Origin of the sequence: Mesorhizobium denitrificans (assembly GCF_003403035.1) — a bacterium.
GTDB classification, from domain to species: Bacteria; Pseudomonadota; Alphaproteobacteria; order Rhizobiales; family Rhizobiaceae; genus Mesorhizobium_G; species Mesorhizobium_G denitrificans.
On record NZ_QURN01000001.1, the window covers coordinates 506,352 to 527,270 of the forward strand.

Sequence of the window (20,919 nt, forward strand, 5' to 3'; positions counted from 1 at the left end):
GATCACTCCATGAAAGACCTCTTGGGCTTGATGAGCAAAGCCAAGGAAATGCAGGCCAAAATGCAGGCCATGCAGGAAGAAATGACCACCATCGAGGCAAGCGGCCAATCTGGCGGCGGGCTGGTGACGGTTACGCTCAGCGGCAAGTTCGAGATGAAGTCGCTCAAGATCGACCCTTCTCTGGTGAAGGAAGGCGAAGGCGAGATTCTGGAAGATCTGATTCTGGCAGCGCACAATGATGCGAAAAACAAAATCGAGCACGCGATTCAGCAAAAAACGCAGGAAATGACCTCTGGCCTCGGCCTGCCTGCGGGGCTGAAACTGCCGTTTTAAACGGCGGCGAATAGCCTCATGGGCCACGGCGCGGGCCTTTCAGGCAGATGGGTCGCAAACAATTAACCATTATCGCGCCATGCTTTTGCCTGAAATGTCCGCATTCTGGCCGCACTCGAAGCAGCGGCCGGGGGACTAATGAGGCGCTTTTCGTGAGAATTGCAGGACGAGTTTATGCAGCCTTGGCTGCTTTTGGTGCTTTGGCGTTGGCTGGTTGCAGCCAAAGTGCAGACGGACTTGGTGAGGGGCTGAAATCTTCAGCCGCCTATAGTGCTGCGCCGACGACTTCGTCGGGCAAGGCCGCTTTGGCTTATCGCGCAAACGAACAGGACCGCGAATGCCTCGCCAGAGCTATGTTCTTCGAAAGCAACCGTTCGAGCCGTGATGGGCTTGTGGCGGTTGGCTCGGTGGTTATGAACCGCCTGCAATCCCGTCGCTGGGGCGACAATATTTGCGGCGTTGTGGGAGCCAACAAGCAGTTTGCACCCGGCGTTATGACCCGCCCGATGAATTCCAAGGCTTTGCCGGATGTGATGGCCGCAGCGGATGCCGTGCTGAAAGGCGAGCGGCACCCGGACGTGAAGCCAGAAGTGATGTTCTTCCATACGGCTGGACTGAAATTCCCCTACAAAAACATGCATTACACGACCGTTGCGGGCGGAAATGCATTTTATGAGAAGCGCAGCCGTCGCCCGATGCGTGACGACCTGCCCCAGACCGAGCAGCCTTCCGTCATGGTTGCTTCCAACGACGCGGCGCCGCTACAGGGTGCTGCAAACATCTTGCAGCCGGTCGCATCCGATACGAGCCTGACAGCGCTTGCGGCGAACGATGCCGCGCCGCAGGCTGACGAGATGGTGCTGGCGATGAATACGACGGCAGTACCGACGCCAAGGCCCGGTACTTCGCCCGACCAATTGCCGGGTGTGACTGGCTTGCCCGATGACGAGCCTTCCAAATCGCGATTCGGCGGGGATGCTCCGGTGATGACCGCCGAGATACGCCCGAAATTCGATACGGCGAATGCTTCAGTCGCTGCGTTTGACGCCAGCCCTGAGCAGGCGTCTGCCATTGGAGCCATGCTTTTGGCGCAGCGCACCGAATAGTGCAGCCTGTTCGCCTTGCCGCAATGATTCTATACCGCTTGCATGTCCAAGCGAATCGCCGGCCCCGAAATTGAACGCCTGATCCAGCTTCTGGCAAAAGTGCCGGGGCTGGGTCCGCGTTCGGCGCGCAGGGCCGCACTGCATCTCATCAAGAAAAAAGACCAGCTTTTGGGGCCGCTTGCAGGCGCGATGGCCGATGCGCGCGACAAGGTGCGCGTTTGCTCGACTTGCGGCAATGTCGATACAGCAGACCCCTGCATGATCTGCACCGACCCGAAGCGCGACGCGGCCATGATTATCGTGGTTGAGGATGTGTCCGACCTTTGGGCGCTGGAGCGCGCGGGCGCGATGAATGCCCGCTATCATGTTCTGGGCGGAGTGTTATCGCCGCTGGACGGTATCGGCCCAGACCAGTTGACCATCAAGCAATTGGTGGACCGCGTTTCGGAAGGCGGCGTGAGCGAAGTGGTGCTGGCGGTGAACGCAACTGTTGAGGGGCAGACGACCGCGCATTACCTGACCGATCAGCTCGCCCACATGGAAGTGAAGATTACGCGACTTGCGCACGGGGTGCCGGTCGGGGGAGAACTGGACTATCTGGACGAGGGGACTTTGGCTGCTGCGCTCAAGTCTCGGACAATTTTCTAGGACGGGTCATGGCGCGATTCCCGGTAGCACTGATTTTCGCAATGCTTCTGGGAGTGCTGCCCGCGCAGGCACAATCGAAACTCGACGGCCAGTTTCGCGCGTGGCTTGAGAAAGATCTCTGGCCGGAAGCCTCGGCCAAGGGCGTTTCGCGCACGACTTTTGAAGCGGCGTTTGACGGCGTTCGGCCCAATGCAAAGCTGCCCGATCTGGTGTTGCCGGGAGAAAAGCCGACCACACCGAAAAATCAGCATCAGGCGGAGTTCAACGCGCCTGCAAAATATTTCGCGGAAAAGACAATAGGGGCCGTGACCAGTGGCGGTCGCGCGCGGGCGGGACGGCTGGGCAAAACGCTGGCGGCTGTCGAGAAACGCTATGGTGTGCCGAGCGAAATCATCCTCGCAATATGGGGTCGCGAATCCGGCTTTGGCGCGGCCAAGATGCCCTACGATGCATTTGAAGTGCTTGGCACGAAGGCGTGGCTCGCAACGCGCAAGGACATGTTTCGCACGGAAGTGATTGCGGCGCTTCAACTTGTCGAGACGGGCGTTGCGGAGCGCAAGGCGATGCGCTCCTCCTGGGCCGGAGCGCTGGGGCAGCCGCAGTTTTTGCCGACCTCGGTGCAGAAGCATGGCGTCGATTTCGACGGCGACGGCAAGATCGACATCTGGCGATCCGAACCGGATACGCTGGCCTCAATCGGCAAATATCTGGCCGACTATGGCTGGGAACGAGGCCGCGAATGGGGCTTCGAAGTGGTGGTGCCGGAAAGCGTTTCCTGTGCGCTGGAAGGGCCGGACCAAGGCAAGAAGATTTCGGCATGGGCCACGCTTGGCATTGCCCGCGCAAACGGGAAGCCGTTCCCGGTCAAGGAGGCGGCACGCGAGGGATTTCTGCTGATGCCAGCGGGGCGTAACGGCCCTGCCTTCATTGTCAGCAAGAATTTCTATGTGCTGAAAGAATATAATGAGAGCGATTTATACGCGCTGTTTATAGGCCATGCCGCTGACCGGATCGCGGCGAGCGACAAGAATTTTCTCGGCAAATGGGGCAATGTCGATGCGCTCTATCGCTCCGATATTGCAGCAATGCAGCGCGCGCTTGAGGGGCAGGGCTATGATGTGGGCAGCGCTGACGGTCTGCCCGGTTTCAAGACGCGGCGCTCTATCGGCGCGTGGCAGGCCAAGAACGGAGCCGCACCAACTTGCTTTCCGACCAGGAAGATCGTTGAGGCATTAGCCAAGTGAGGCGTGCGCCTTCGCGACGAGGCTATAGGACCGCTTGCGCGCGTCGTGGTCGAAAATCTGGGCCGTAATCATCAGTTCATCGGCTCCGGTTCGTTCGATGAATGCAGCGAGGCCGATTTTCACCGTTTCCAGCGAGCCTACGACAGCGCAGGAAAGCGCATGGTCCAGCATGGCCTTTGCGCTGGGGTCGAGGCTTTGTTCGAAGTTGGCGCGCGGAGCGGGAAGCTTGCCCGGCCTGCCTGTGCGCAGATTCACAAATGCTTGTTGCAGAGACGAGAAGAGCAGCTGCGCCTCGGCATCCGTCTCGGCAGCGCTTACGTTCAGACCCAGCATCACATAGGGCTTGTCCAAATGGGCAGAAGGCTGAAAACGCGAGCGATAGACATCAAGCGCATGATCCAGCTCAGCGGGCGCAAAGTGCGACGCGAAGGCATAGGGCAGGCCAAGCAGCGCAGCGAGATGCGCGCCATAAGTTGACGAGCCGAGTATCCAGACGGGAACATTGCGGCCTTCACCCGGAACGGCGCGCACGCGCTGGCCTTCCTGAGCCGGCGCGAAATAATTCATCAACTCGACCACATCTTGCGGGAAACTGTCCGCGCCGCCTTCGAGGTTCCGCCGCAGCGCGCGAGCGGTGAGCATATCGGTGCCGGGCGCGCGGCCAAGCCCAAGGTCGATGCGACCAGGATAAAGCGAATCCAGCGTGCCGAATTGCTCGGCAATGATCAGCGGCGAATGATTGGGCAGCATGATGCCGCCCGCGCCGACCCGAATGCGGCTCGTGCCGCCCGCAACATGGCCAATGACGACAGAGGTGGCGGCGCTCGCAATGCCGGGCATACTGTGGTGTTCGGCAAGCCAGTAGCGGTTGAAGCCGAGCGCTTCCGTGTGGCGTGCGAGATCAAGGCTGTTCGCGAGCGACTGAGAGGCGTCACTGCCCTCTGGAACGGGCGAAAGGTCGAGGACCGAAAAAGGAATCATGACTTCGCCGTCTCCTTGCGCACGATGGGTGCGACCTTGGTGCCGTAAAGCTCGATCGCCTTCATGAGCTTGGCATGAGGCAGCGCACCAATCGCCATCTGGATCATGAACCGGCTGTTCTTGAAGATGCGATGCATGACGATGATCTTTTCCGCAACGGCTTCCGGGTCGCCAACAAACAAATGGCCATTCGGGCTAAGCGATTGGTCGAAATGCGCGCGGCTGGTCGGACCCCATCCACGCTCGCGGCCAATGCGGTTCATGACTTCCGCCTGCGGCGTGTAAAAATCATCTGCAGCCTGCTGCTTCGTGTCAGCGACGAAGCCGTGGACATTGATGCTGGTGGCAAGCTTTGCCGGGTCGTGGCCCGCACGCTGCGCGGCCTCGCGGTATAGCTCGAGGAAAGGCGCGAAGCGGGTAGGCTCGCCGCCGATGATTGCCAGCGCCAGAGGCAGGCCAAGCTGAGCGGCGCGCACGACAGATTGCGGCGTGCCGCCAACGGCGATCCAGACCGGCAGCGGGTTTTGCACAGGGCGCGGGTAAACGCCGCGGTCGTTGATCTTCGGCGTCAGCCGGCCGCCCGCCCAAGTGACGCGCTCGCTGTCGCGAATGCGCAGCAGCAAATCGAGCTTCTCGGCAAAAAGCTCGTCATAGTCCTCGAGATTGTAGCCAAAGAGCGGAAACGACTCGATGAAGGAGCCGCGACCGGCCATGATTTCGGCGCGCCCGCCGGACAGAAGGTCCAGCGTCGAGAACTGCTGGAACACGCGCACAGGATCATCCGAGGAAAGCACAGTGACGGCGCTCGACAGGCGGATGTGGCGGGTGCGCTGCGATGCGGCGGCAAGCGCGACGACAGGCGCGGAAGCGGCATAGTCTGGCCGATGGTGTTCGCCGAGCCCGAACACGTCGAGCCCGACCTGATCCGCCAGCTCGATCTCTTCCATCAGGTTGTTCAGCCGCGTCTGGGCATTTACTGTATCCGGTCCGCTTGTGAGACTGACATCAGCGAAGGTGTAGAGACCGAGTTCCATCAAGATGCTCCGTTGCCAACGCCTGAGGTAGAGACTCCCACGCGGCATTGCCAGTGACCGAATTGCGAACAGTGAATTCCCAATTTTCGACCAGAACTGTTTTGCAGTTGCAACATGGCAGCATTGCATTGGCAAAATCAGGCAATTTTGGCCTTGAAGTCTCGCGCTCTGTGAGTATGTAAGGCGCGGAATATCTCTTCAGGACGAAAGAAAATTGGCAATATACAGGGACCTCTCGTTTTCCGAGCGGCGCGATGCGGCCAATACCGCGAAGCAGGCGCTTCTCGAAAAGTACAAATCAAAGCCCTCCGCTGACGATCCGGCAGTACAGGCACGCTTGGCTGAACGCCGCGCGATACTGGAAGCACGGGAAAAGCGCGAAGCGGAAAAAGCGCAACTGAAGGCTGAACGGCTTGCACGCGAAGCTGCTGAAAAGGCGAAGCGCGAAGCTGAAGCCGAATCAGCGCGCGCAAAAGCTGAACAGGAAGCTGCTGAACTGGCCCGTATCAGGGAACAGGAAGAAGAAGAGCGGCTGACGGTGCAGCTTGGTCTGGAAGCAGCGCAGAAGGCCAAGCGCGACGCTCGCTATGCGGCGCGCAAGGCTCGCGGTCGCCGCGCACCTCCCGGTCGCTGATCGGCAAGAATCAATGAATAGCCGCCGCGATGCATATCGCGGCGACTATTATTCGCGCGCACTGCTGGGCGCTATGACGCCAGCTTAAGGCCGATAATTCCGGCGACGATCAGCATAATGCTGGCGATGCGCATGGGTGTCGCAGGCTCTCCCAACAAATAGATGCCGAGTATTGCAGTGCCGACAGCACCGATTCCGGTCCAGACCGCATAGCCGGTGCCAACAGGCAAGGTTTTCAAAGCCATGCCGAGAAGAACAACGCTGGCAAGCATGCTCGCCAGTGTCCAGACCGTCGGCACGAGTCGCGTGAATCCGTCCGTATATTTGAGTCCGACTGCCCAGCCGACTTCGAGAAGACCGGCGACGAAGAGAAGTAGCCAAGCCATTACAGCCCTCCATAAAAATGGCGGGTCGTCCCGTCGCAAATATTCAGGAATGCAGGGCCGTCCCTGCGCCACTCAGATATAGGTTTTACCGTGCAATTTCAAGAAAGTAAGCTATGTGCGGCTCACTTCGGTTTTGCTGCCAACGTTGGTGCCGGCGGCTTGGCTCCAGCGATTGCGGGCTTCTTCGCATCCTTTTTTGGCTTGCGAACTTCTTTCTTGGGCTTCGACGCACCTTTAGCCATCGTCGTATCCTCTCAATTGCTTGAACTCGAACCCGCACAAACGGCCTCGCCAAGGCATATTAAGCGTAGCTGAAATTTCTCACAGATCAAGCTTCATCGACAACGCGCAGCCGCAAGGTGCCTTGCGGCGACTCGACAGTGCGGGGAGACGCCTTAGGCTCCGTAGTTTCCTGCGCGAACTCACCTTCGGCTGCAAACTCGAGCGCTTCGATTTTCTGGCCGCGCCTCGTGACCTTGTTTGACGAGACGAGAATATCGTCAATGTCCTTCGCCGCTTGGCCGAAATGGGTCTGGAGTTTGCGTACGCGCTCGTCCAGACGACCGACATCCTCCATCAAGCGCACGACCTCGCCCTGAATGAGATGCGCCTGCTCGCGCATGCGCGCGTCTTTCAGGATCGCCTGTATCACCTGAATGGAGAGCATCAGCAGTGATGGGGACACGATGACGATACGCGCCCGATGCGCGCGCTGCACCAGCGCTTCAAAGTTTTCGTGAATCTCGGCGAAAATCGATTCCGACGGCACGAACATGAAGGCCGTATCCTGCGTCTCGCCGCGCAACAGATATTTCTCGGAAATATCGCGTATGTGGACCTCGACATCTCGCCGAAAAGACTGCGTTGCGGCGCGCTGAGCATCCGTACCCTCGGCGGCGCGGATTGCATTCCACGATTCAAGGGGGAACTTGGCGTCAATTACCAGCGAAGGCGAATCATTTGGCATCGTCACAAGGCAGTCGGGACGGTTGCCATTGGTCAGCGTCGCCTGAAATTGGTACGAACCAGAGGGAAGCCCATCGGCAACGATGGCTTCCATCCGTGCCTGACCGAAAGCGCCTCGCGTCTGCTTGTTCGACAAAATGGCCTGCAACTGCACCACCTGTCCTGCAAGAGACTGGATATTGTTTTGCGCTGTGTCGATGACGGCCAATCGCTCCTGAAGTTTCGCGAGGTTTTCGTGCGTAGACCTGGTTTGCTCAGCCATCGTTTGGCCGATTCGCCCGGTCATTGCATCGAGTCGCTGGCTCAACGATTGCGTAAGTTCGGCCTGCCGCGCGCCAAAAACATCGGCAACCGTCCCCAAACGACCCTGCATTTCCGCTTGCGCCTGCATAATGCTAGCCATGCGGCCTTCCATTTCTCGCGTATGATCGGCTGCTTCCGCCGCCGCTAACCGGCGCGCATGCGCCGACCGCCAGAGCGCAACGACCAGCACAACCAGCAATATAAGGAAAAGAGCCGCACCGAGCAGCAGCGCCTGCCCCAGGGTCACAACGGTGGCGCCAAACCGGGCGATCGGCTCAGCCAGTACGTTCGAGAGTTCATTCATTCCTGCACCATAGCCGATTCGCCACAATCCACCAGATCAAAACATGAACATTTATGCATTCAAGGTGTTGACGCTAGCCGAGCTACATCTTAGGTGAGGCGCATGTCGATCAAGCCGCTGATCATTTTGCCCGATCCGATTCTCCGCCAGACCTCTGAGCCGGTGGGCGCTGTCGATTCGCGCATCAAGACGCTGGCGCGGGATATGTTCGAGACGATGTACGACGCGCCGGGGATCGGTTTGGCCGCGATACAGATCGGCGTGCCGTTGCGTATGCTGGTTATCGACCTCGCGAAAGAGGACGAGCCGAAGATGCCGCAAGTCTTCATCAATCCGGAGGTCGTCGAATCATCGGATGCGAGATCGGTTTATGAGGAAGGTTGCCTGTCGATACCCGATTATTATGCCGAGGTGGAGCGCCCGGCATCGGTGCGCGTTCGCTTTATTGATGGTGCGGGCAAGGAGCAGGAGTTGAATGCCGACGGCCTTCTGGCGACCTGCCTGCAGCACGAGATAGATCATCTCAACGGCGTGCTTTTCATCGACCATATTTCAAAGCTCAAGCGCGATATGGTGGTGAAGAAGTTCAGGAAGCTCGCCCGGGACCGCTCTCCGGCGGTTTGAGGAACAGCGCATGCGCGTCATCTTCATGGGTACGCCGGAATTTTCCGTGCCGACGCTGCGTGCAATAGCAGATGCAGGGCATAAGATCGTTGCGGTCTATACTCAACCGCCGCGACCCGCGGGGAGGCGCGGTCTTGAGACTGTGCCATCGCCGGTTCAACAGGAAGCAGACCGGCGAGGTTTCGCCGTTCACACGCCGATGTCATTGAAAGACCTTACCGCGCAGAACGCGTTTCGAGCATTGGCGGCCGATGTGGCGGTCGTTGTTGCCTATGGATTGCTGCTGCCGGAGCCGATCCTCAACGGAACGCGACTTGGCTGCTACAATGGTCATGCTTCGCTGCTTCCGCGGTGGCGCGGTGCAGCGCCAATACAGCGCGCAATCATGGCGGGCGATAAAGAAACCGGCATGATGATCATGAAGATGGATCGTGGGTTGGATACCGGTCCCGTCGCGCTGAGCGAACGTGTCCAGATCGGCGCGGACATGACGGCAGGCGAGCTGCATGACCAGCTGATGACGGTGGGCGCGGAGTTGATGGTGCGCGCACTTTCCAAGCTTGAAGATGGTGCGCTGGCGCTGACGCCGCAGGCTCAGGACGGGGTGCTGTACGCCAGCAAAATCGAAAAAGGTGAGACGCGCATCCAATGGTCGAACCCGGCGGCTGAGGTTCATAACCACATTCGTGGCTTGTCGTCTTTTCCCGGCGCCTGGTACGAAGCGGGCGCGAAGGCCGAACGGGTCAAGGTGCTGCGCTCGACACAGGCGGAGGGTTCGGGCGAGCCGGGCATGCTGCTTGATGACGATTTGACGGTTGCGTGTGGACGCGGCGCTGTGCGCCTTGTCGAAGTTCAAAAAGCTGGAGGAAAACCGATGCCCGCGCAGGAATTCCTGCGTGGCGCACAATTGAAAAAAGGAATGAAACTCCAATGAGCATGATGTCTATTCGCATGGCCACACAGCGCGACCGCGCAGCCATTCGTCACGTCGAAGAACACGCTTTCGGGCAATCCACCGAAGCGGGGCTTGTCGACGCGCTTGTGAACAGCGCCGATGTGGTGTTGGAACTGGTGGCGGAAGAAGACGGCGCTGTGGTCGGGCACATTCTCTTTTCGCGACTCTATGTGGAAAAGGACGGTGCGCGCACGCCTGCCGTCGCGTTGGCTCCGCTGGCGGTTGAGCCATCATTTCATGGCACGGGCATTGGCGGGGCGTTGGTGCGCGAGGCGCATCTACGGTTGAAGACCGCTGGTGAAACGCTTTCCGTCGTGCTGGGCGATCCGGAATATTATGGCCGTTTTGGCTATACGCATGCTCGCGCGGCAGGCTTTGCGAGCGATTATCAATGTGACGCGTTGCAGGCGCTTGCTTGGGGCGATGCGCCCGAAAGCGGGGAACTGGCCTATGCCGGGCCGTTCCGCACGCAGCTCGCAGCCTGACAAGTGTATCGGTACCGGCTGGACATCGAGTATGACGGCTCTGCCTATGCCGGGTGGCAAAGGCAGACCGGGCATCACACGATTCAGGCGGCAATTGAGCAGGCCGTTCTCGCGTTTTCAGGCGACGATGGCGCGCTGCGCGGCGCGGGGCGCACGGATGCAGGGGTGCATGCTACGGGGCAGGTCGCGCATATCGACCTGACGCGGGAATGGAAAGCCGACAAGGTGCGCGATGCGATAAACGCGCATTTGCGATTAAGCGGCGAGCGCATTTCAATCATTGCGGCGCTAGCGGTGGATGCGGGTTTCGATGCCCGGTTTTCTGCGAAGGCACGTCATTATATCTACCGGATATTGAACCGCCGCTCGCCCCCGGCATTGGACGCCGGCAAGGTTTGGTGGGTGCCGAAAATGCTGGATGCAGAAGCCATGCACGAAGCGGCGCAGCCTTTGCTTGGGAAGCACGATTTCACGACGTTTCGTTCTACGCAATGTCAGGCGAATAGCCCGCTTCGTACGCTCGACAGGTTGGATGTGATCCGCACCGGCGAGGCGATAGAGGTGCATGCGTCGGCGCGCGCGTTCCTGCACAATCAGGTGCGCTCGATGGTGGGTTCTCTGAAGCGTGTTGGCGAAGGCGGCTGGCCTGTGGATGGAGTGAAGGCCGCACTTGATGCACGCGACCGCGCGGCGTGCGCGGGCATCGCTCCGCCCGAAGGGCTGTATCTGGTGCACGTCGATTATTAGAAGGGGCGGCGATTTTTACGGATGAGGGGTCGCAAAAATTAAGCGTCGATGCCGAGCAGCCAGGCGAACAAATAAACCGTCGCGATGGACGCAACCAACATAGCTGTGAAAACTGCGGTGCTCACTGCTGCGCCCTTGCCGATTGCGCCATTGGTTAGCCGCCAGATAAGCACCATGGTCGCAATAAAGGCCACCAGCGACAATGAGGCGATAAGGTCATGTGATTCGGGCGTAAACAACCGCAGCAGAGAGATTGGCAGCATGTACCAGGCGATGATAACCGACGCCCAATTGGTCGCGACGACATAGGGAACGAAGCGGTCGGCAATACCGGCCGGTCGCGCGATCAATCCAAGCAACAGAATCGGAACAATCCACGCGGCCAGTTCGACCACGCCGTTGGCCGCGACGACTGATAGCTGGGAACCACTCGCGCCGGGCTTGGCAAGGTAATCGCTCGTTGACGCGATCCAGCCGACAAGAAGCGGTGGTGCGGCCAACGGAATTGCGATGAAGGAATCCCAGAAGCCGTCGATGGATAGGTCCATACGGCGCAGCCCATCCGGCTTTCCGAACATCATGCGCGCCGCACCTGACAGCGCGCTCTGCACAACACCAGCTTCCGGCATTTTATCCAAACCAATCCACAAGAAAACGCTCATAGATCTGCGTGAGGGTTTCAAGATCGGCAATATCGACGCGCTCATCCACCATGTGCATTGTCTTGCCCACCAATCCAAACTCGACGACGGGGCAATAATCCTTGATGAAACGGGCGTCGGATGTGCCGCCGGAGGTCGAGAGAGCAGGGCGTCTGCCAACAACGGATTCGACTGACTTGGTAAGCGTGTTGACGAGTCTGTCGTCACGCGTGAGGAAAACGTGGCTTGGCCGATCACGCCAGACGACGTCGAACGAAACCGGTTCTTTGCGGCCCTTGCGATATTTTGTGCGGCGCGCAGCGCGGTCCAGCCTGTTGTGAATTTCAGCCTGCAGGCTTTCGGCGGTCCACGTATCGTTGAAGCGAATGTTGAAGGATGCGGTCGCCTTGCTAGGCGTAACGTTCACCGTCGGATTGCCTACATCAATGGTTGTGGGTTCCAGATTGCTCGGCTGGAAATCCCGTGTTCCTGCATCGAGTGGCGGCACCAGCAGCGCATCCAGCAGGCTGACCAGACTGCGCAACGGATTGTCCGCGAGGTGAGGATAGGCGGAGTGCCCCTGGACACCATGTATGGTGATGGTACCGGAGATCGAGCCGCGACGGCCGATCTTGATCATGTCGCCTATCGCATCCGGGTTGCTGGGTTCGCCCACAATTGCCGCATCCCAGGTTTCGCCGCGATCCACAGCCCATTTCAGCAATTTGTCGGTGCCATTGATCGAGGGGCCTTCTTCATCGCCAGTGATAACGAGCGAAACAGAACCTTTCAGCTTGCCGTTCTTTTCAATATGGCGCGCGACAGCCGCGACGAAGCAGGCAATGCCGCCCTTCATATCGACCGTGCCACGGCCATACATCTGGCCGTTGGCGATGGCGGCGGAGAAGGGTGGATGCGTCCACTCGGCTTCGTCGCCAACCGGCACAACGTCGGTGTGGCCGGCGAACATGAGATGCGGCCCGTTGCCGGAAAGGCGAGCGTAGAGGTTTTCAACATCCGGCGTGCCGTCTTCGGAGAAAACCGGACGATCCGACGCAAAGCCCATAGGCGCGAGCATAGCTTGAAGGGCCGTCAGCGCGCCGCCTTCGGCTGGTGTAACGGAGGGGCAACGGATGAGCGTTGCAAGGTTTTCGATGGGATCGGTTGGCAGTTTCATGCGCAAAGCGATAGTAGAAAGCGGCTGCGCTGTCACCTAGGCGGCATATCGCGCACGGAGCCATATTTGTTTGGTCCACCCGTTCCGGGATACAGACTCAGGACGATATAGGCGACGACCGAAATCACCGGCAACGCGATGGCGACGGACATGATCGGCGGCTTGCCAATATCCTGCAATCGCTTCGATGTCAGCGCGATCATTGGCCAAAGCGTCGCGATGAACAGAACAGTGATGAGTTGCTCGAGGCCGGGTGGTGTCTGCCATGGATCGACTGCGTCGGCGGGCATGTAAGCGAGCACGTGGCGATAGACCAGAAGGCTGGCGAGCACCGAGATCAACATGGTCGCAAGAAAATAGGGCAGGCGGGAGAGCCTGCCCGCCGGCTTCAGGAACAGCCAGATATAGTCGATCCGGGTTTTCAATCGCGCAGCAATTCGTTGATCGAGGTCTTGGAACGGGTCTTTTCGTCAACACGCTTGACGATTACGGCGCAGTACAGGCTTGGGCCCGGATTGCCGTTTGGCAGCGCCGCGCCGGGCATGGTTCCCGCCACGACGACGGAATGCGGCGGCACTTCGCCGTAGAATACGTCGCCGGTCGCGCGGTCCACGATCTTCGTGGATTTGCCGATGAAAACGCCCATGCCGAGCACGGAGCCTTCGCGCACGATGCAGCCCTCCACGACTTCCGAGCGCGCGCCGATAAAGCAATTGTCTTCGATGATGGTCGGACCAGCCTGCATGGGTTCCAGCAAGCCGCCGATGCCGACGCCGCCGGAGAGGTGAACATTCTTGCCGATCTGCGCGCAGGAGCCGACTGTGACCCATGTGTCAACCATCGTTCCGGTGTCGACATAAGCACCGAGATTGACGAAGGACGGCATTAGCACCACACCCGGCGCGATGTATGCCGAGCGGCGCACGATGCAGTTTGGAACCGAGCGAAAGCCCGCCTTTTCAAACTCCATCGACCCCCAGCCGTCGAATTTGGAGGGCACCTTGTCCCACCATGCCGATTCGCCGGGTCCGCCCTTGATCATGCCCATCGGCGTGAGGCGGAAGGAGAGGAGCACCGCCTTTTTGAGCCATTGGTTGACCTTCCACTGGCCGTCGCTCTGGCGTTCGGCCACGCGCGTCGTACCTTTGTCGAGCAGGTTCAGCGAGGCCTCAACGGCTTCGCGCACTTCGCCGCGTGTGGAGGTGGAAATCGCCTCGCGATCATCGAATGCCTTCTCGATGGTTGCTTCGAGTGCGGCAAGATCGTGTTTCGGCATGGATTGCTCCGTTACGCGGTGTTAAGGGCTGTTCGCGACAGTGGGTTGGAAAGCGCGGCGGACCCTATGTCAAGCACATCGGTGGGTCAATCGCGTGTGCGGCACAGGATGCCGCAGTGTGAATTTGAGGAATTGTGAATGAATCAGGATAAGGCCGGCTGGACACCTCTGCCGCATTCGGATGAGGATCTGGAGCGCGCCAAAAGCGTGCCGGATACGCCGCAAACCCGTTCGCCGACATACAAGCTGGCATGGACCGACGAAGAGTTCATGACGCGGCGGGAATTGCGCCCTGTGCGGCTGCAACTGGAGTTGCTGAAGCCGGAACTGACGCTGGCCGAGCGCGGCATTCGCTCAACGGTGGTGATGTTCGGCGGCGCGCGCCTGCCTGAGCCGGGCGGCGACGCCTGGGCCGCAAAGAATGAAACGCAGCGCGAAAACCTGCTGAAAAACTCGAAATATTACGAGGAAGCGCGGTTGTTTGCACAGCTTTGCTCAAAGCATTCGGCTGAGTCTTACTACCGTGAATTCGTGGTGGTGACGGGCGGCGGTCCCGGCGTGATGGAGGCAGGTAATCGCGGAGCGGCGGATGTTGGTGCGCCTTCGATCGGGCTGAATATCGTGCTGCCGCATGAGCAGGCGCCGAACATCTATGTGACGCCCGATTTGTGCTTCAACTTCCACTATTTCGCTATTCGCAAAATGCACTTCGTGATGCGCGCGAAAGCAGTCGCGGTGTTTCCAGGCGGGTTCGGCACGCTGGACGAGTTTTTCGAAACGCTGACGCTGATCCAGACCGGGCGCATGGAACGCGTGCCGGTGATCCTTTTCGGCAAGGAGTTCTGGCAGCACGCATTCGATCTCGACTATCTGGCCGAGCAGGGAACCATCTCGCCCGGCGATCAGGACATTATCGATTACGCCGATACCGCTGATGAGGCTTGGGGCATAATCGGCAAGTTCTACGATCTGGGTGCTTGAACAATCGCATTGAGGAAAGATCCGAGATCGTCGGTGACGAAATCCACGTCATCTTCAAAGGCAGGATCGCGCTCCCAGATTTCCGAGAATGTCGGTTCGAAATTGTGCGGCACGATCAGAACGGTGGTCATGCCCATAGCCTTCGGCTGTTGCAAATTGCGCGCAAGATCTTCGAACATGACCGCGTTCGCGCCGTTGATGCGGTGAAGCTGCACGAATTTGTCGTAGGTTTCGCGCGCGGGCTTGGGCGACATGTCAGCTGCGACAATATCGAAAATGTCGTCGAAGTGATCGAGGATCCCGAGTTGACGCGCGGTGCGTTCAGCATGGCGGCGGTCGCCATTGGTTAGGATGAACTTGCGGCCCGGCAGCTGATGGATCGCCGCGCCGAGCACAGGATCGGGCACCAGCCACGAGTAATCAATATCGTGGACCTTCTCCAGAAAATCGTCGGGGTTGATGTTGTGGCGCACCATGAGGCCGTTCAGCGTCGTGCCGTATTCCTTGTAGAGTTCCTTCTGCAGCTTGCGCGCCTCTTCGCGCGATATGCTGAGAAGCTCCGACACGTAGCCCGTCATCTTCACATCGATCTGCGAAAAGAGATTCGAGTGGTGCGGATATAGCGTGTTGTCGAGGTCGAACACCCAATCGGTGATGTGGGCGAATCTGGCGGGATCAGGTTTTATTGTCATGATCGATGATTAGGCCAAGTTTGCAGCAGATTGAAGAGTTGGCATGACGCTTTGATGTATGTGGCATGCGTGGGCTGGTTGCCAAGCGCATGATGGATGGCTAGGCCCATGCTCCAATCTTGCCCGTGAATGCCATGGAACTCTGGATACCCATCACCATAACCGCCGCGTTTCTGCAAAATCTGCGCACCGCAGCGCAAAAGAAATTGCAGGGTTCGCTTGGAACCATGGGCGCAAGCTTCGTGAGGTTCGGATTCGGCTTTCCTGTGGCGATTTTATATGTGTTGGGCCTGCATTTTCTGCTCGGCAAGCCAATACCGGAAATGTCCTATCAATTTCCATTCTGGGCGCTGGTGGGCGGTGTGGCACAAATTGCAGCGACAATCGTGCTGGTGCACATGTTCACGCTGCGCAATTTCGCGGTGGGTACGGCTTATTCCAAAACCGAGCCAGTGCAGGCCGCGCTATTCGGATTTGTGATCCTCGGCGAACGGCTGACCTCGGGAGCGGTTTGGGCGATCATTGTCGGCGTGATCGGCGTGATGCTGATTTCCGTCGCGCGCACCCCGTTGTCGTGGCGCAGCCTGGCATCGGCACTGTTCGGAAAAACGGCGCTTACGGGGATATTATCCGGCGCGCTGTTCGGCATTTCCGCAGTCGCGTACCGCTCAGCCGCGCTATCGCTCGGCGGCGATGACCGGATGATGCAGGCGGCGCTTGCGCTCGCCGTGGCAACAACCTTGCAGACCATCATCATGGTTATTTGGATCGCGCTGCGTGATCCGACCGAGTTCGGGCGTGTGAAACGCGCTTGGCGGTCGTCCTCCGTGGTTGGGCTGGCGAGCGTCGTGGGATCCGCGTGCTGGTTCACGGCGATGGCCATGCAGCCAGTCGCCTATGTGCGCGCGCTCGGACAGATCGAGCTGATCTTTACCTTTGCGACTTCGGTCTTTGTGTTCAAAGAAAAGATCAATGCGATGGAAATTGCGGGCTGCCTGCTGATCGTGAGCGGAATTCTGCTGCTGCTGTCGAACGCGTGAGGGTGGTTGGGTGGTGGGGTTTGCGCTGCTGAAGAGTTGACTACCCCTCATCCGCCTGCCGGCACCCTGCGCCGTTCCCCACCCGTCATCCTCGGGCTTGTCCCGAGGATCTGGGGCAGATCAGGATTTTTTTGCAATCACTTATTTGATTGAACGGAGGTAGATCCTCGGAACAAGCCCGAGGATAACGTCTGACTTGATAGGTCGGCGGTGCGGTAGGTTGGGAGGGTCGCTGCTGCCGATGAAGGGCAACGCTGAGTTCGTTTGTTACGGCACGATGAGCGTGCCGGCGCCGTGTTCTGTGAAAAGCTCCAGCAGCACGGAATGGGCGGTCTTGCCGTTCAGAATGACAACACCCTCGACGCCGCGTTCGATTGCCTCGATGCAGGTTTCGACCTTGGGAATCATGCCGCCGGAGATCGTGCCATCCTTGATGAGCGCTTTCGCCTGCGCGACAGTCAACTCGTCGATGAGTTTCTTGTCCTTATCCAGCACGCCCGGAACATCGGTGAGGAACAGCAGGCGCGTCGCGTTAAGCGCGCCAGCGATCGCACCTGCGAAGGTGTCTGCATTGATGTTGTAGGTGTGACCATCGCGGCCCGGCGCGACCGGCGCGAGAACCGGGATCATCTCGGACCGCGCGAGCAGATCTAGCAGCGTGCGGTCAACCTCGACGGGTTCGCCAACAAAACCGAGATCCAGAACCTTTTCGATGTTCGAATCCGGGTCGATCATGGTCTTCTTGGCCTTTTCGGCAAAGACCATGTTTCCATCCTTGCCGCAGAGGCCAATGGCCCATTCACCCTCGGCATTGATGAGCGCAACGATCTCCTTGTTGATCGAGCCAGCGAGCACCATCTCGACAATCTCGACCGTCTTTTGATCTGTAACGCGAAGGCCGCCTTCAAACTTCGATTCAATGCCCATGCGGGTGAGCATCGCGCCGATCTGCGGCCCGCCGCCATGTACAACGATGGGGTTCACACCGGATTGCTTCAAGAGCGCGATGTCGCGCGCAAAAGCTTTGCCGAGCGTGTTGTCGCCCATTGCATGCCCGCCATATTTCACCACAACCGTCTTGTTCTCGTATCGCTGCATGTAGGGCAGGGCGCGGGAGAGCAGGGCGGCTTGCGCTTCGGCGGTGTTCGGTATGTCAGCGGTCATCGTAAGTCCATTCAATGGCAGCGTTCGGCGTCTCGTCTAGCGTCCTTCGACTGCGGCGGCAATCGCCTCGCGCAGTTCTTCCATGCCCACATTCTTCTCCGAAGATGTGTCAAGGATGTGAGGGTAGGCGGCTGGACGCTTCTTTATGCGCGCGGCTGTTTCTTCGATCAGGCGGGGAATGCCCGCGGCCTTGATCTTGTCGGTCTTGGTCAGCACGATCTGGTACGATACAGCAGCCTTGTCGAGCAGGGACAAAACCTCTTCATCATTGGCCTTGATGCCGTGGCGCGCGTCGATCAGCACATAGACGCGCTTGAGCGTGGCGCGGCCACGCAGATAGTCGAAAACCAGCCGTGTCCATTTATCGACCTGCTCCTTCGGAGCCTTGGCATATCCGTAGCCGGGCATATCCACCAACGCCAGCGGCGGCAAATCGCCAGCCTCGCCGGAATAGCCATCGGGAACGAAATAGTTCAGCTCCTGCGTGCGGCCCGGCGTGTTTGAGGTGCGCGCCAGACCCTTTTGGCCGATGAGTGCGTTGATAAGCGAAGATTTGCCAACATTGGAGCGACCGGCAAAGGCGATTTCGGCAGGGCCTTCCGGGGGCAGGAAATGCATGTCAGGTACGCCCCGGATAAAAACCCAAGGCTGACCGAAATAGCTTTGCGCGCTGGCAGCTTCGTTGCTCACAATATGCGCTCCCGCTTGAATGAAAAAAGGCCGCTGCCTCGCAGCGGCCTTTGGACAGCCGGAAATTATTCGGCTGGTGATGGCTTCTTGCGGAACAGACCAATGAGGTTATCCCACAACTCGATCTTCGCGCCTTGACGCTTCATAATGACGCCCTGCTGCACGATCGACAGGAAGTTGTTCCACGCCCAGTAGATGACCAGCCCGGCTGGGAACGACGCCAGCATGAAGGTGAAGATCACCGGCATCCAGTTGAAGATCATGGCCTGCGCGGGGTCCGGCGGGGTCGGGTTCATGCGCATTTGCAGGAACATGGTGACGCCCATGATGAGCGGCCAGACGCCGATCATCAGGAAAGCCGGGACCGAGAACGGCAGCAAGCCGAACAGGTTGAACAGCGATGTCGGGTCCGGCGCGGCAAGGTCGTGAATCCACCCATAGAACGGCGCGTGACGCATTTCGATGGTGATGTAGAGCACCTTGTACAGCGCAAAGAACACCGGAATCTGCACCAGCACCGGCCAGCAACCCGCGAGCGGATTGATCTTCTCGGTCTTGTACAGTTCCATCATGGCCTGCTGCTGCTTCATCTTGTCGTCCGCATATTTCTCGCGGATTTCAAGCATCTTCGGCTGCACGACCTTCATCTTCGCCATCGACTTGTAGGACTTGTTGGCGAGCGGGAAGAAGATCGCCTTGACGATGACCGTGGTGGCCAGAATGGCGAGACCGAAATTGCCCAGCACCTTGTACAGGAAGTCGATCAGCTGGAACATCGGTTTGGTGATGAAATAGAAGAAGCCCCAATCGATCATCAGGTTGAACTGACGAATGCTGCGGTCCTTCTCGTAAGCATTGATTGTGTCGACTTCCTTCGCGCCGGCAAAAATCAGGTTTTCCACCGTTGCAGAATCGCCCGGTGCGACGGTGAAACCATCGGTCAGGAAGTCTGCCTGGAAACGCGGACGCCCATCATCGAAGTGCGAGAAAGTTGGCTGGAAAGGCTGCTTGCCCGACGGCACGAGAGCAACCGCCCAGTATTTGTCAGTGATGCCGAGCCAGCCATCGCTGGACTTGCCGGGCTTCACCTGCTTTTCGTCTTCCATCTTTTTATATGTGATCTGCTGCAGGCCTTCCTCGCCGGTTACGCCGATAAGGCCCTCATGCAGAACGTAGATCGAAGCGTGGTTCGGCTTGTCGAAGCGCGTCACGCGGCCATAGCCCGACAGCGTTACCGGCTGGCCGGACGCGTTCGTGACCGTGTCTGTGACGGTGAACATGTATTCGGCGTCGACCGAAATCGTGCGCTTGAAGGTGAGGCCCTTGTCGTTGACATAGGTCAGCGTCAGCGGGGTTGCCGGCGTGAGCGAGGTGCCTTCTGCGGTCCACACCGTTTCCGGGCCGGGCAGGGAGCCCACGTCGCTGCCGCCGGTATAACCGATTTCCGCGAAATAGCCGTTCGGCAATGTTTGCGGATTAAGCAGCTCGATATTGGGTGAATTCGGCTCAACGGTCTCGCGATAGTGCTTGAGTTCCAGATCGTCCAGGCGACCGCCGGTCAGATTGATGGAGCCGGAAAGGCTCGGTGTATCAATAGGAATGCGCGTTCCAGAGGTAGCCAGCGTTTGTGCGCGGTTTGCATCGGCTGCGGCACCTGCACCAGTGGCGCCGCCCGGAATAGCGCCTTGCGCTGCTGTGGTGGGAATATCCTTGCTCGGCTGAGCAGTCTGCTGCTGCGCCTGCGTGCGCTCGGCTTCGACCTGCTGCTGCTGGCGCTGATGCTCGATGCGCGGGTTCATGTAGAAGACCTGCCACAGCGTCAGGATCAGCACCGACAAGGCGATGGTGATGAAGAAGTTGCGGTTATTTTCCATGAGAAGCCCTTGGGTCGTCGACTATTTGCGGCGTAGCCGCCGCGAAAGCTCGGCCTTGATCGTTTCAAACGGCGCCGCAATCACATCCTTGCGTGCGACGATCACATAGTCATTGCCTGCCGCCATGTCAGCGGCGGCATGAACGCGCACGGCTTCTTTTAGCCGCCTGCGAATGCGGTTTCGCTGAACGGCATTGCCATTCTTCTTCGAAACCGTGAAGCCGATACGGGCGGCTTCGTCATCTCCGCGTGCGAGCATTTCCATAAGGAAAAGCGGCCCGCCACGTTTTTGTCCGTGCCGAACCTTCAAGAACTCCGCACGCTTGCGAAGACGCCAATAAGGCTTGTTATCGGCCATGTTAGGCCGTGCCCAGCCGCCTTAAGCGGACAGGCGCGCGCGACCGCGGTTGCGGCGAGCCGCTACGACCTGACGGCCACTCTTGGTTGCCATACGCGAGCGGAATCCATGACGACGCTTGCGGACGAGCTTGGAGGGTTGGTAAGTGCGCTTCATTTATTTTAATACCGCGGTGTGCGGCCCTTCTTGGTTCTGTTCGTGAACAGGAGCTGGCTCGTAGCCCTCTGGCGCAACAAAATATGCGCCGGGAGGCTAGCCCGAGCGTGCGCGGCTTATA

The 20,919-nt window shown here is 59.0% G+C and carries 25 protein-coding genes; 11 read left to right on the forward strand and 14 right to left on the reverse strand.

Annotation, left to right across the window (positions count from 1 at the left end; all coding sequences use genetic code 11):
• Positions 1-9: 9 nt before the first annotated feature.
• From DY251_RS02375 to DY251_RS02390, 4 genes are all read left to right on the forward strand, one after another.
• Positions 10-333: a YbaB/EbfC family nucleoid-associated protein gene (locus DY251_RS02375; protein WP_116622211.1), complete on the forward strand. Its 324-nt coding sequence runs from the start codon at positions 10-12 to the stop codon at positions 331-333.
• Between the two features lie 182 nt (positions 334-515).
• On the forward strand, positions 516-1,439 hold the full coding sequence (locus DY251_RS02380) for a cell wall hydrolase (protein WP_245415819.1): 924 nt from the start codon (positions 516-518) through the stop codon (positions 1,437-1,439).
• A gap of 42 nt (positions 1,440-1,481) precedes the next feature.
• Positions 1,482-2,087: a recombination mediator RecR gene (gene recR, locus DY251_RS02385; protein WP_116622213.1), complete on the forward strand. Its 606-nt coding sequence runs from the start codon at positions 1,482-1,484 to the stop codon at positions 2,085-2,087.
• Between the two features lie 8 nt (positions 2,088-2,095).
• Entirely contained in the window at positions 2,096-3,331 is a 1,236-nt protein-coding gene (locus tag DY251_RS02390; protein WP_116622214.1) for a lytic murein transglycosylase, read from the forward strand.
• Here the strand turns inward: DY251_RS02390 and DY251_RS02395 are convergent.
• Both DY251_RS02395 and DY251_RS02400 read right to left on the reverse strand, forming a co-directional pair.
• Positions 3,320-4,312, reverse strand: coding sequence for an LLM class flavin-dependent oxidoreductase (locus DY251_RS02395; protein WP_116622215.1), 993 nt, complete (start codon positions 4,310-4,312; stop codon positions 3,320-3,322). The two genes, DY251_RS02390 and DY251_RS02395, sit on opposite strands and share 12 nt — an antisense overlap.
• The gene (locus DY251_RS02400; protein ID WP_116622216.1) at positions 4,309-5,346 is read right to left on the reverse strand and encodes an LLM class flavin-dependent oxidoreductase; all 1,038 of its coding nucleotides are present in this window, start codon (positions 5,344-5,346) and stop codon (positions 4,309-4,311) included. The genes DY251_RS02395 and DY251_RS02400 overlap by 4 nt, the downstream gene beginning before the upstream one ends.
• 214 nt (positions 5,347-5,560) lie before the next feature.
• On the opposite strand from DY251_RS02400, the gene DY251_RS02405 reads away from it, so the two are divergent.
• The gene (locus tag DY251_RS02405) at positions 5,561-5,980 is read left to right on the forward strand and encodes a DUF6481 family protein (RefSeq protein WP_116622217.1); all 420 of its coding nucleotides are present in this window, start codon (positions 5,561-5,563) and stop codon (positions 5,978-5,980) included.
• A gap of 71 nt (positions 5,981-6,051) precedes the next feature.
• Here the strand turns inward: DY251_RS02405 and sugE are convergent, their stop codons facing one another.
• Together sugE and DY251_RS02415 are read right to left on the reverse strand one after the other, a co-directional pair.
• Entirely contained in the window at positions 6,052-6,366 is a 315-nt protein-coding gene (sugE, locus tag DY251_RS02410) for a quaternary ammonium compound efflux SMR transporter SugE (protein ID WP_116622218.1), read from the reverse strand.
• A 328-nt stretch (positions 6,367-6,694) separates the two neighbouring features.
• Positions 6,695-7,939 carry a DNA recombination protein RmuC gene (locus DY251_RS02415; protein ID WP_116622219.1) on the reverse strand — a complete coding sequence of 415 codons (1,245 nt, stop codon included), beginning with the start codon at positions 7,937-7,939 and terminating at the stop codon, positions 6,695-6,697.
• 102 nt (positions 7,940-8,041) lie between these two features.
• Between DY251_RS02415 and def the strand changes: the two genes are divergently transcribed.
• Genes def through truA form a run of 4 tightly spaced genes read left to right on the forward strand, consistent with a single transcriptional unit; the run spans position 8,042 to position 10,750 of the window.
• Positions 8,042-8,563, forward strand: coding sequence for a peptide deformylase (def, locus tag DY251_RS02420; protein WP_116622220.1), 522 nt, complete (start codon positions 8,042-8,044; stop codon positions 8,561-8,563).
• Between the two features lie 10 nt (positions 8,564-8,573).
• Complete coding sequence (fmt, locus tag DY251_RS02425) at positions 8,574-9,497, forward strand: methionyl-tRNA formyltransferase (protein ID WP_116622221.1); 924 nt, start codon at positions 8,574-8,576, stop codon at positions 9,495-9,497.
• Complete coding sequence (locus DY251_RS02430; RefSeq protein ID WP_116622222.1) at positions 9,494-10,003, forward strand: GNAT family N-acetyltransferase; 510 nt, start codon at positions 9,494-9,496, stop codon at positions 10,001-10,003. The genes fmt and DY251_RS02430 overlap by 4 nt, the downstream gene beginning before the upstream one ends.
• Before the next feature lie 3 nt (positions 10,004-10,006).
• A complete protein-coding gene (gene truA, locus DY251_RS02435; RefSeq protein ID WP_116622223.1) occupies positions 10,007-10,750 on the forward strand; it encodes a tRNA pseudouridine(38-40) synthase TruA in 744 nt (247 codons plus the stop codon).
• A gap of 38 nt (positions 10,751-10,788) precedes the next feature.
• On the opposite strand, the gene DY251_RS02440 is transcribed toward truA, so the two are convergent.
• Genes DY251_RS02440 through dapD form a run of 4 tightly spaced genes read right to left on the reverse strand, consistent with a single transcriptional unit; the run spans position 10,789 to position 13,844 of the window.
• Positions 10,789-11,379, reverse strand: coding sequence for a transporter (locus DY251_RS02440; protein WP_116622224.1), 591 nt, complete (start codon positions 11,377-11,379; stop codon positions 10,789-10,791).
• A 1-nt stretch (position 11,380) separates the two neighbouring features.
• Positions 11,381-12,568 carry a succinyl-diaminopimelate desuccinylase gene (gene dapE, locus DY251_RS02445; RefSeq protein ID WP_116622225.1) on the reverse strand — a complete coding sequence of 396 codons (1,188 nt, stop codon included), beginning with the start codon at positions 12,566-12,568 and terminating at the stop codon, positions 11,381-11,383.
• Between the two features lie 32 nt (positions 12,569-12,600).
• Positions 12,601-12,993, reverse strand: coding sequence for a DUF805 domain-containing protein (locus DY251_RS02450; protein WP_116622226.1), 393 nt, complete (start codon positions 12,991-12,993; stop codon positions 12,601-12,603).
• Positions 12,990-13,844, reverse strand: coding sequence for a 2,3,4,5-tetrahydropyridine-2,6-dicarboxylate N-succinyltransferase (gene dapD / locus DY251_RS02455; RefSeq protein ID WP_116622227.1), 855 nt, complete (start codon positions 13,842-13,844; stop codon positions 12,990-12,992). Before dapD ends, DY251_RS02450 begins: the two co-directional genes overlap by 4 nt.
• A 138-nt stretch (positions 13,845-13,982) precedes the next feature.
• Between dapD and DY251_RS02460 the strand changes: the two genes are divergently transcribed.
• Positions 13,983-14,825, forward strand: a complete 843-nt coding sequence (locus DY251_RS02460; protein WP_116622228.1) for an LOG family protein — start codon at positions 13,983-13,985, stop codon at positions 14,823-14,825.
• Here DY251_RS02460 and DY251_RS02465 read toward each other — a convergent pair.
• A complete protein-coding gene (locus tag DY251_RS02465) occupies positions 14,807-15,517 on the reverse strand; it encodes a pyrimidine 5'-nucleotidase (protein ID WP_116622229.1) in 711 nt (236 codons plus the stop codon). The genes DY251_RS02460 and DY251_RS02465 overlap by 19 nt on opposite strands.
• Before the next feature lie 134 nt (positions 15,518-15,651).
• On the opposite strand from DY251_RS02465, the gene DY251_RS02470 reads away from it, so the two are divergent.
• Positions 15,652-16,557, forward strand: coding sequence for a DMT family transporter (locus tag DY251_RS02470; RefSeq protein ID WP_116622230.1), 906 nt, complete (start codon positions 15,652-15,654; stop codon positions 16,555-16,557).
• A 267-nt stretch (positions 16,558-16,824) separates the two neighbouring features.
• On the opposite strand, the gene argB is transcribed toward DY251_RS02470, so the two are convergent.
• The 5 genes from argB to rpmH all read right to left on the reverse strand — a co-directional run bounded on the left by argB (position 16,825) and on the right by rpmH (position 20,798).
• Positions 16,825-17,721 carry an acetylglutamate kinase gene (gene argB / locus DY251_RS02475; protein WP_116622231.1) on the reverse strand — a complete coding sequence of 299 codons (897 nt, stop codon included), beginning with the start codon at positions 17,719-17,721 and terminating at the stop codon, positions 16,825-16,827.
• Between the two features lie 36 nt (positions 17,722-17,757).
• Positions 17,758-18,411, reverse strand: coding sequence for a ribosome biogenesis GTP-binding protein YihA/YsxC (yihA, locus tag DY251_RS02480; protein WP_425373265.1), 654 nt, complete (start codon positions 18,409-18,411; stop codon positions 17,758-17,760).
• A gap of 65 nt (positions 18,412-18,476) precedes the next feature.
• Entirely contained in the window at positions 18,477-20,285 is a 1,809-nt protein-coding gene (gene yidC / locus DY251_RS02485; RefSeq protein WP_116622233.1) for a membrane protein insertase YidC, read from the reverse strand.
• Between the two features lie 21 nt (positions 20,286-20,306).
• Positions 20,307-20,642 carry a ribonuclease P protein component gene (gene rnpA / locus DY251_RS02490; protein WP_116622234.1) on the reverse strand — a complete coding sequence of 112 codons (336 nt, stop codon included), beginning with the start codon at positions 20,640-20,642 and terminating at the stop codon, positions 20,307-20,309.
• Between the two features lie 21 nt (positions 20,643-20,663).
• Entirely contained in the window at positions 20,664-20,798 is a 135-nt protein-coding gene (gene rpmH, locus DY251_RS02495) for a 50S ribosomal protein L34 (protein WP_116622235.1), read from the reverse strand.
• Positions 20,799-20,919 lie beyond the last annotated feature (121 nt).

Bases quoted from the DNA above. Each gene is read 5' to 3' on its own strand.
- argB (WP_116622231.1), bottom strand. From the start codon at position 17,721: ATGACCGCTGACATACCGAACACCGCCGAAGCGCAAGCCGCCCTGCTC.
- DY251_RS02395 (WP_116622215.1), bottom strand. From the start codon at position 4,312: ATGATTCCTTTTTCGGTCCTCGACCTTTCGCCCGTTCCAGAGGGCAGT.
- DY251_RS02430 (WP_116622222.1), top strand. From the start codon at position 9,494: ATGAGCATGATGTCTATTCGCATGGCCACACAGCGCGACCGCGCAGCC.
- rpmH (WP_116622235.1), bottom strand. From the start codon at position 20,798: ATGAAGCGCACTTACCAACCCTCCAAGCTCGTCCGCAAGCGTCGTCAT.
- DY251_RS02460 (WP_116622228.1), top strand. From the start codon at position 13,983: ATGAATCAGGATAAGGCCGGCTGGACACCTCTGCCGCATTCGGATGAG.
- def (WP_116622220.1), top strand. From the start codon at position 8,042: ATGTCGATCAAGCCGCTGATCATTTTGCCCGATCCGATTCTCCGCCAG.
- DY251_RS02465 (WP_116622229.1), bottom strand. From the start codon at position 15,517: ATGACAATAAAACCTGATCCCGCCAGATTCGCCCACATCACCGATTGG.
- recR (WP_116622213.1), top strand. From the start codon at position 1,482: ATGTCCAAGCGAATCGCCGGCCCCGAAATTGAACGCCTGATCCAGCTT.
- DY251_RS02440 (WP_116622224.1), bottom strand. From the start codon at position 11,379: ATGCCGGAAGCTGGTGTTGTGCAGAGCGCGCTGTCAGGTGCGGCGCGC.
- DY251_RS02375 (WP_116622211.1), top strand. From the start codon at position 10: ATGAAAGACCTCTTGGGCTTGATGAGCAAAGCCAAGGAAATGCAGGCC.
- DY251_RS02400 (WP_116622216.1), bottom strand. From the start codon at position 5,346: ATGGAACTCGGTCTCTACACCTTCGCTGATGTCAGTCTCACAAGCGGA.
- sugE (WP_116622218.1), bottom strand. From the start codon at position 6,366: ATGGCTTGGCTACTTCTCTTCGTCGCCGGTCTTCTCGAAGTCGGCTGG.
- DY251_RS02415 (WP_116622219.1), bottom strand. From the start codon at position 7,939: ATGAATGAACTCTCGAACGTACTGGCTGAGCCGATCGCCCGGTTTGGC.
- dapD (WP_116622227.1), bottom strand. From the start codon at position 13,844: ATGCCGAAACACGATCTTGCCGCACTCGAAGCAACCATCGAGAAGGCA.
- rnpA (WP_116622234.1), bottom strand. From the start codon at position 20,642: ATGGCCGATAACAAGCCTTATTGGCGTCTTCGCAAGCGTGCGGAGTTC.
- DY251_RS02390 (WP_116622214.1), top strand. From the start codon at position 2,096: ATGGCGCGATTCCCGGTAGCACTGATTTTCGCAATGCTTCTGGGAGTG.
- DY251_RS02470 (WP_116622230.1), top strand. From the start codon at position 15,652: ATGGAACTCTGGATACCCATCACCATAACCGCCGCGTTTCTGCAAAAT.
- fmt (WP_116622221.1), top strand. From the start codon at position 8,574: ATGCGCGTCATCTTCATGGGTACGCCGGAATTTTCCGTGCCGACGCTG.
- yidC (WP_116622233.1), bottom strand. From the start codon at position 20,285: ATGGAAAATAACCGCAACTTCTTCATCACCATCGCCTTGTCGGTGCTG.
- dapE (WP_116622225.1), bottom strand. From the start codon at position 12,568: ATGAAACTGCCAACCGATCCCATCGAAAACCTTGCAACGCTCATCCGT.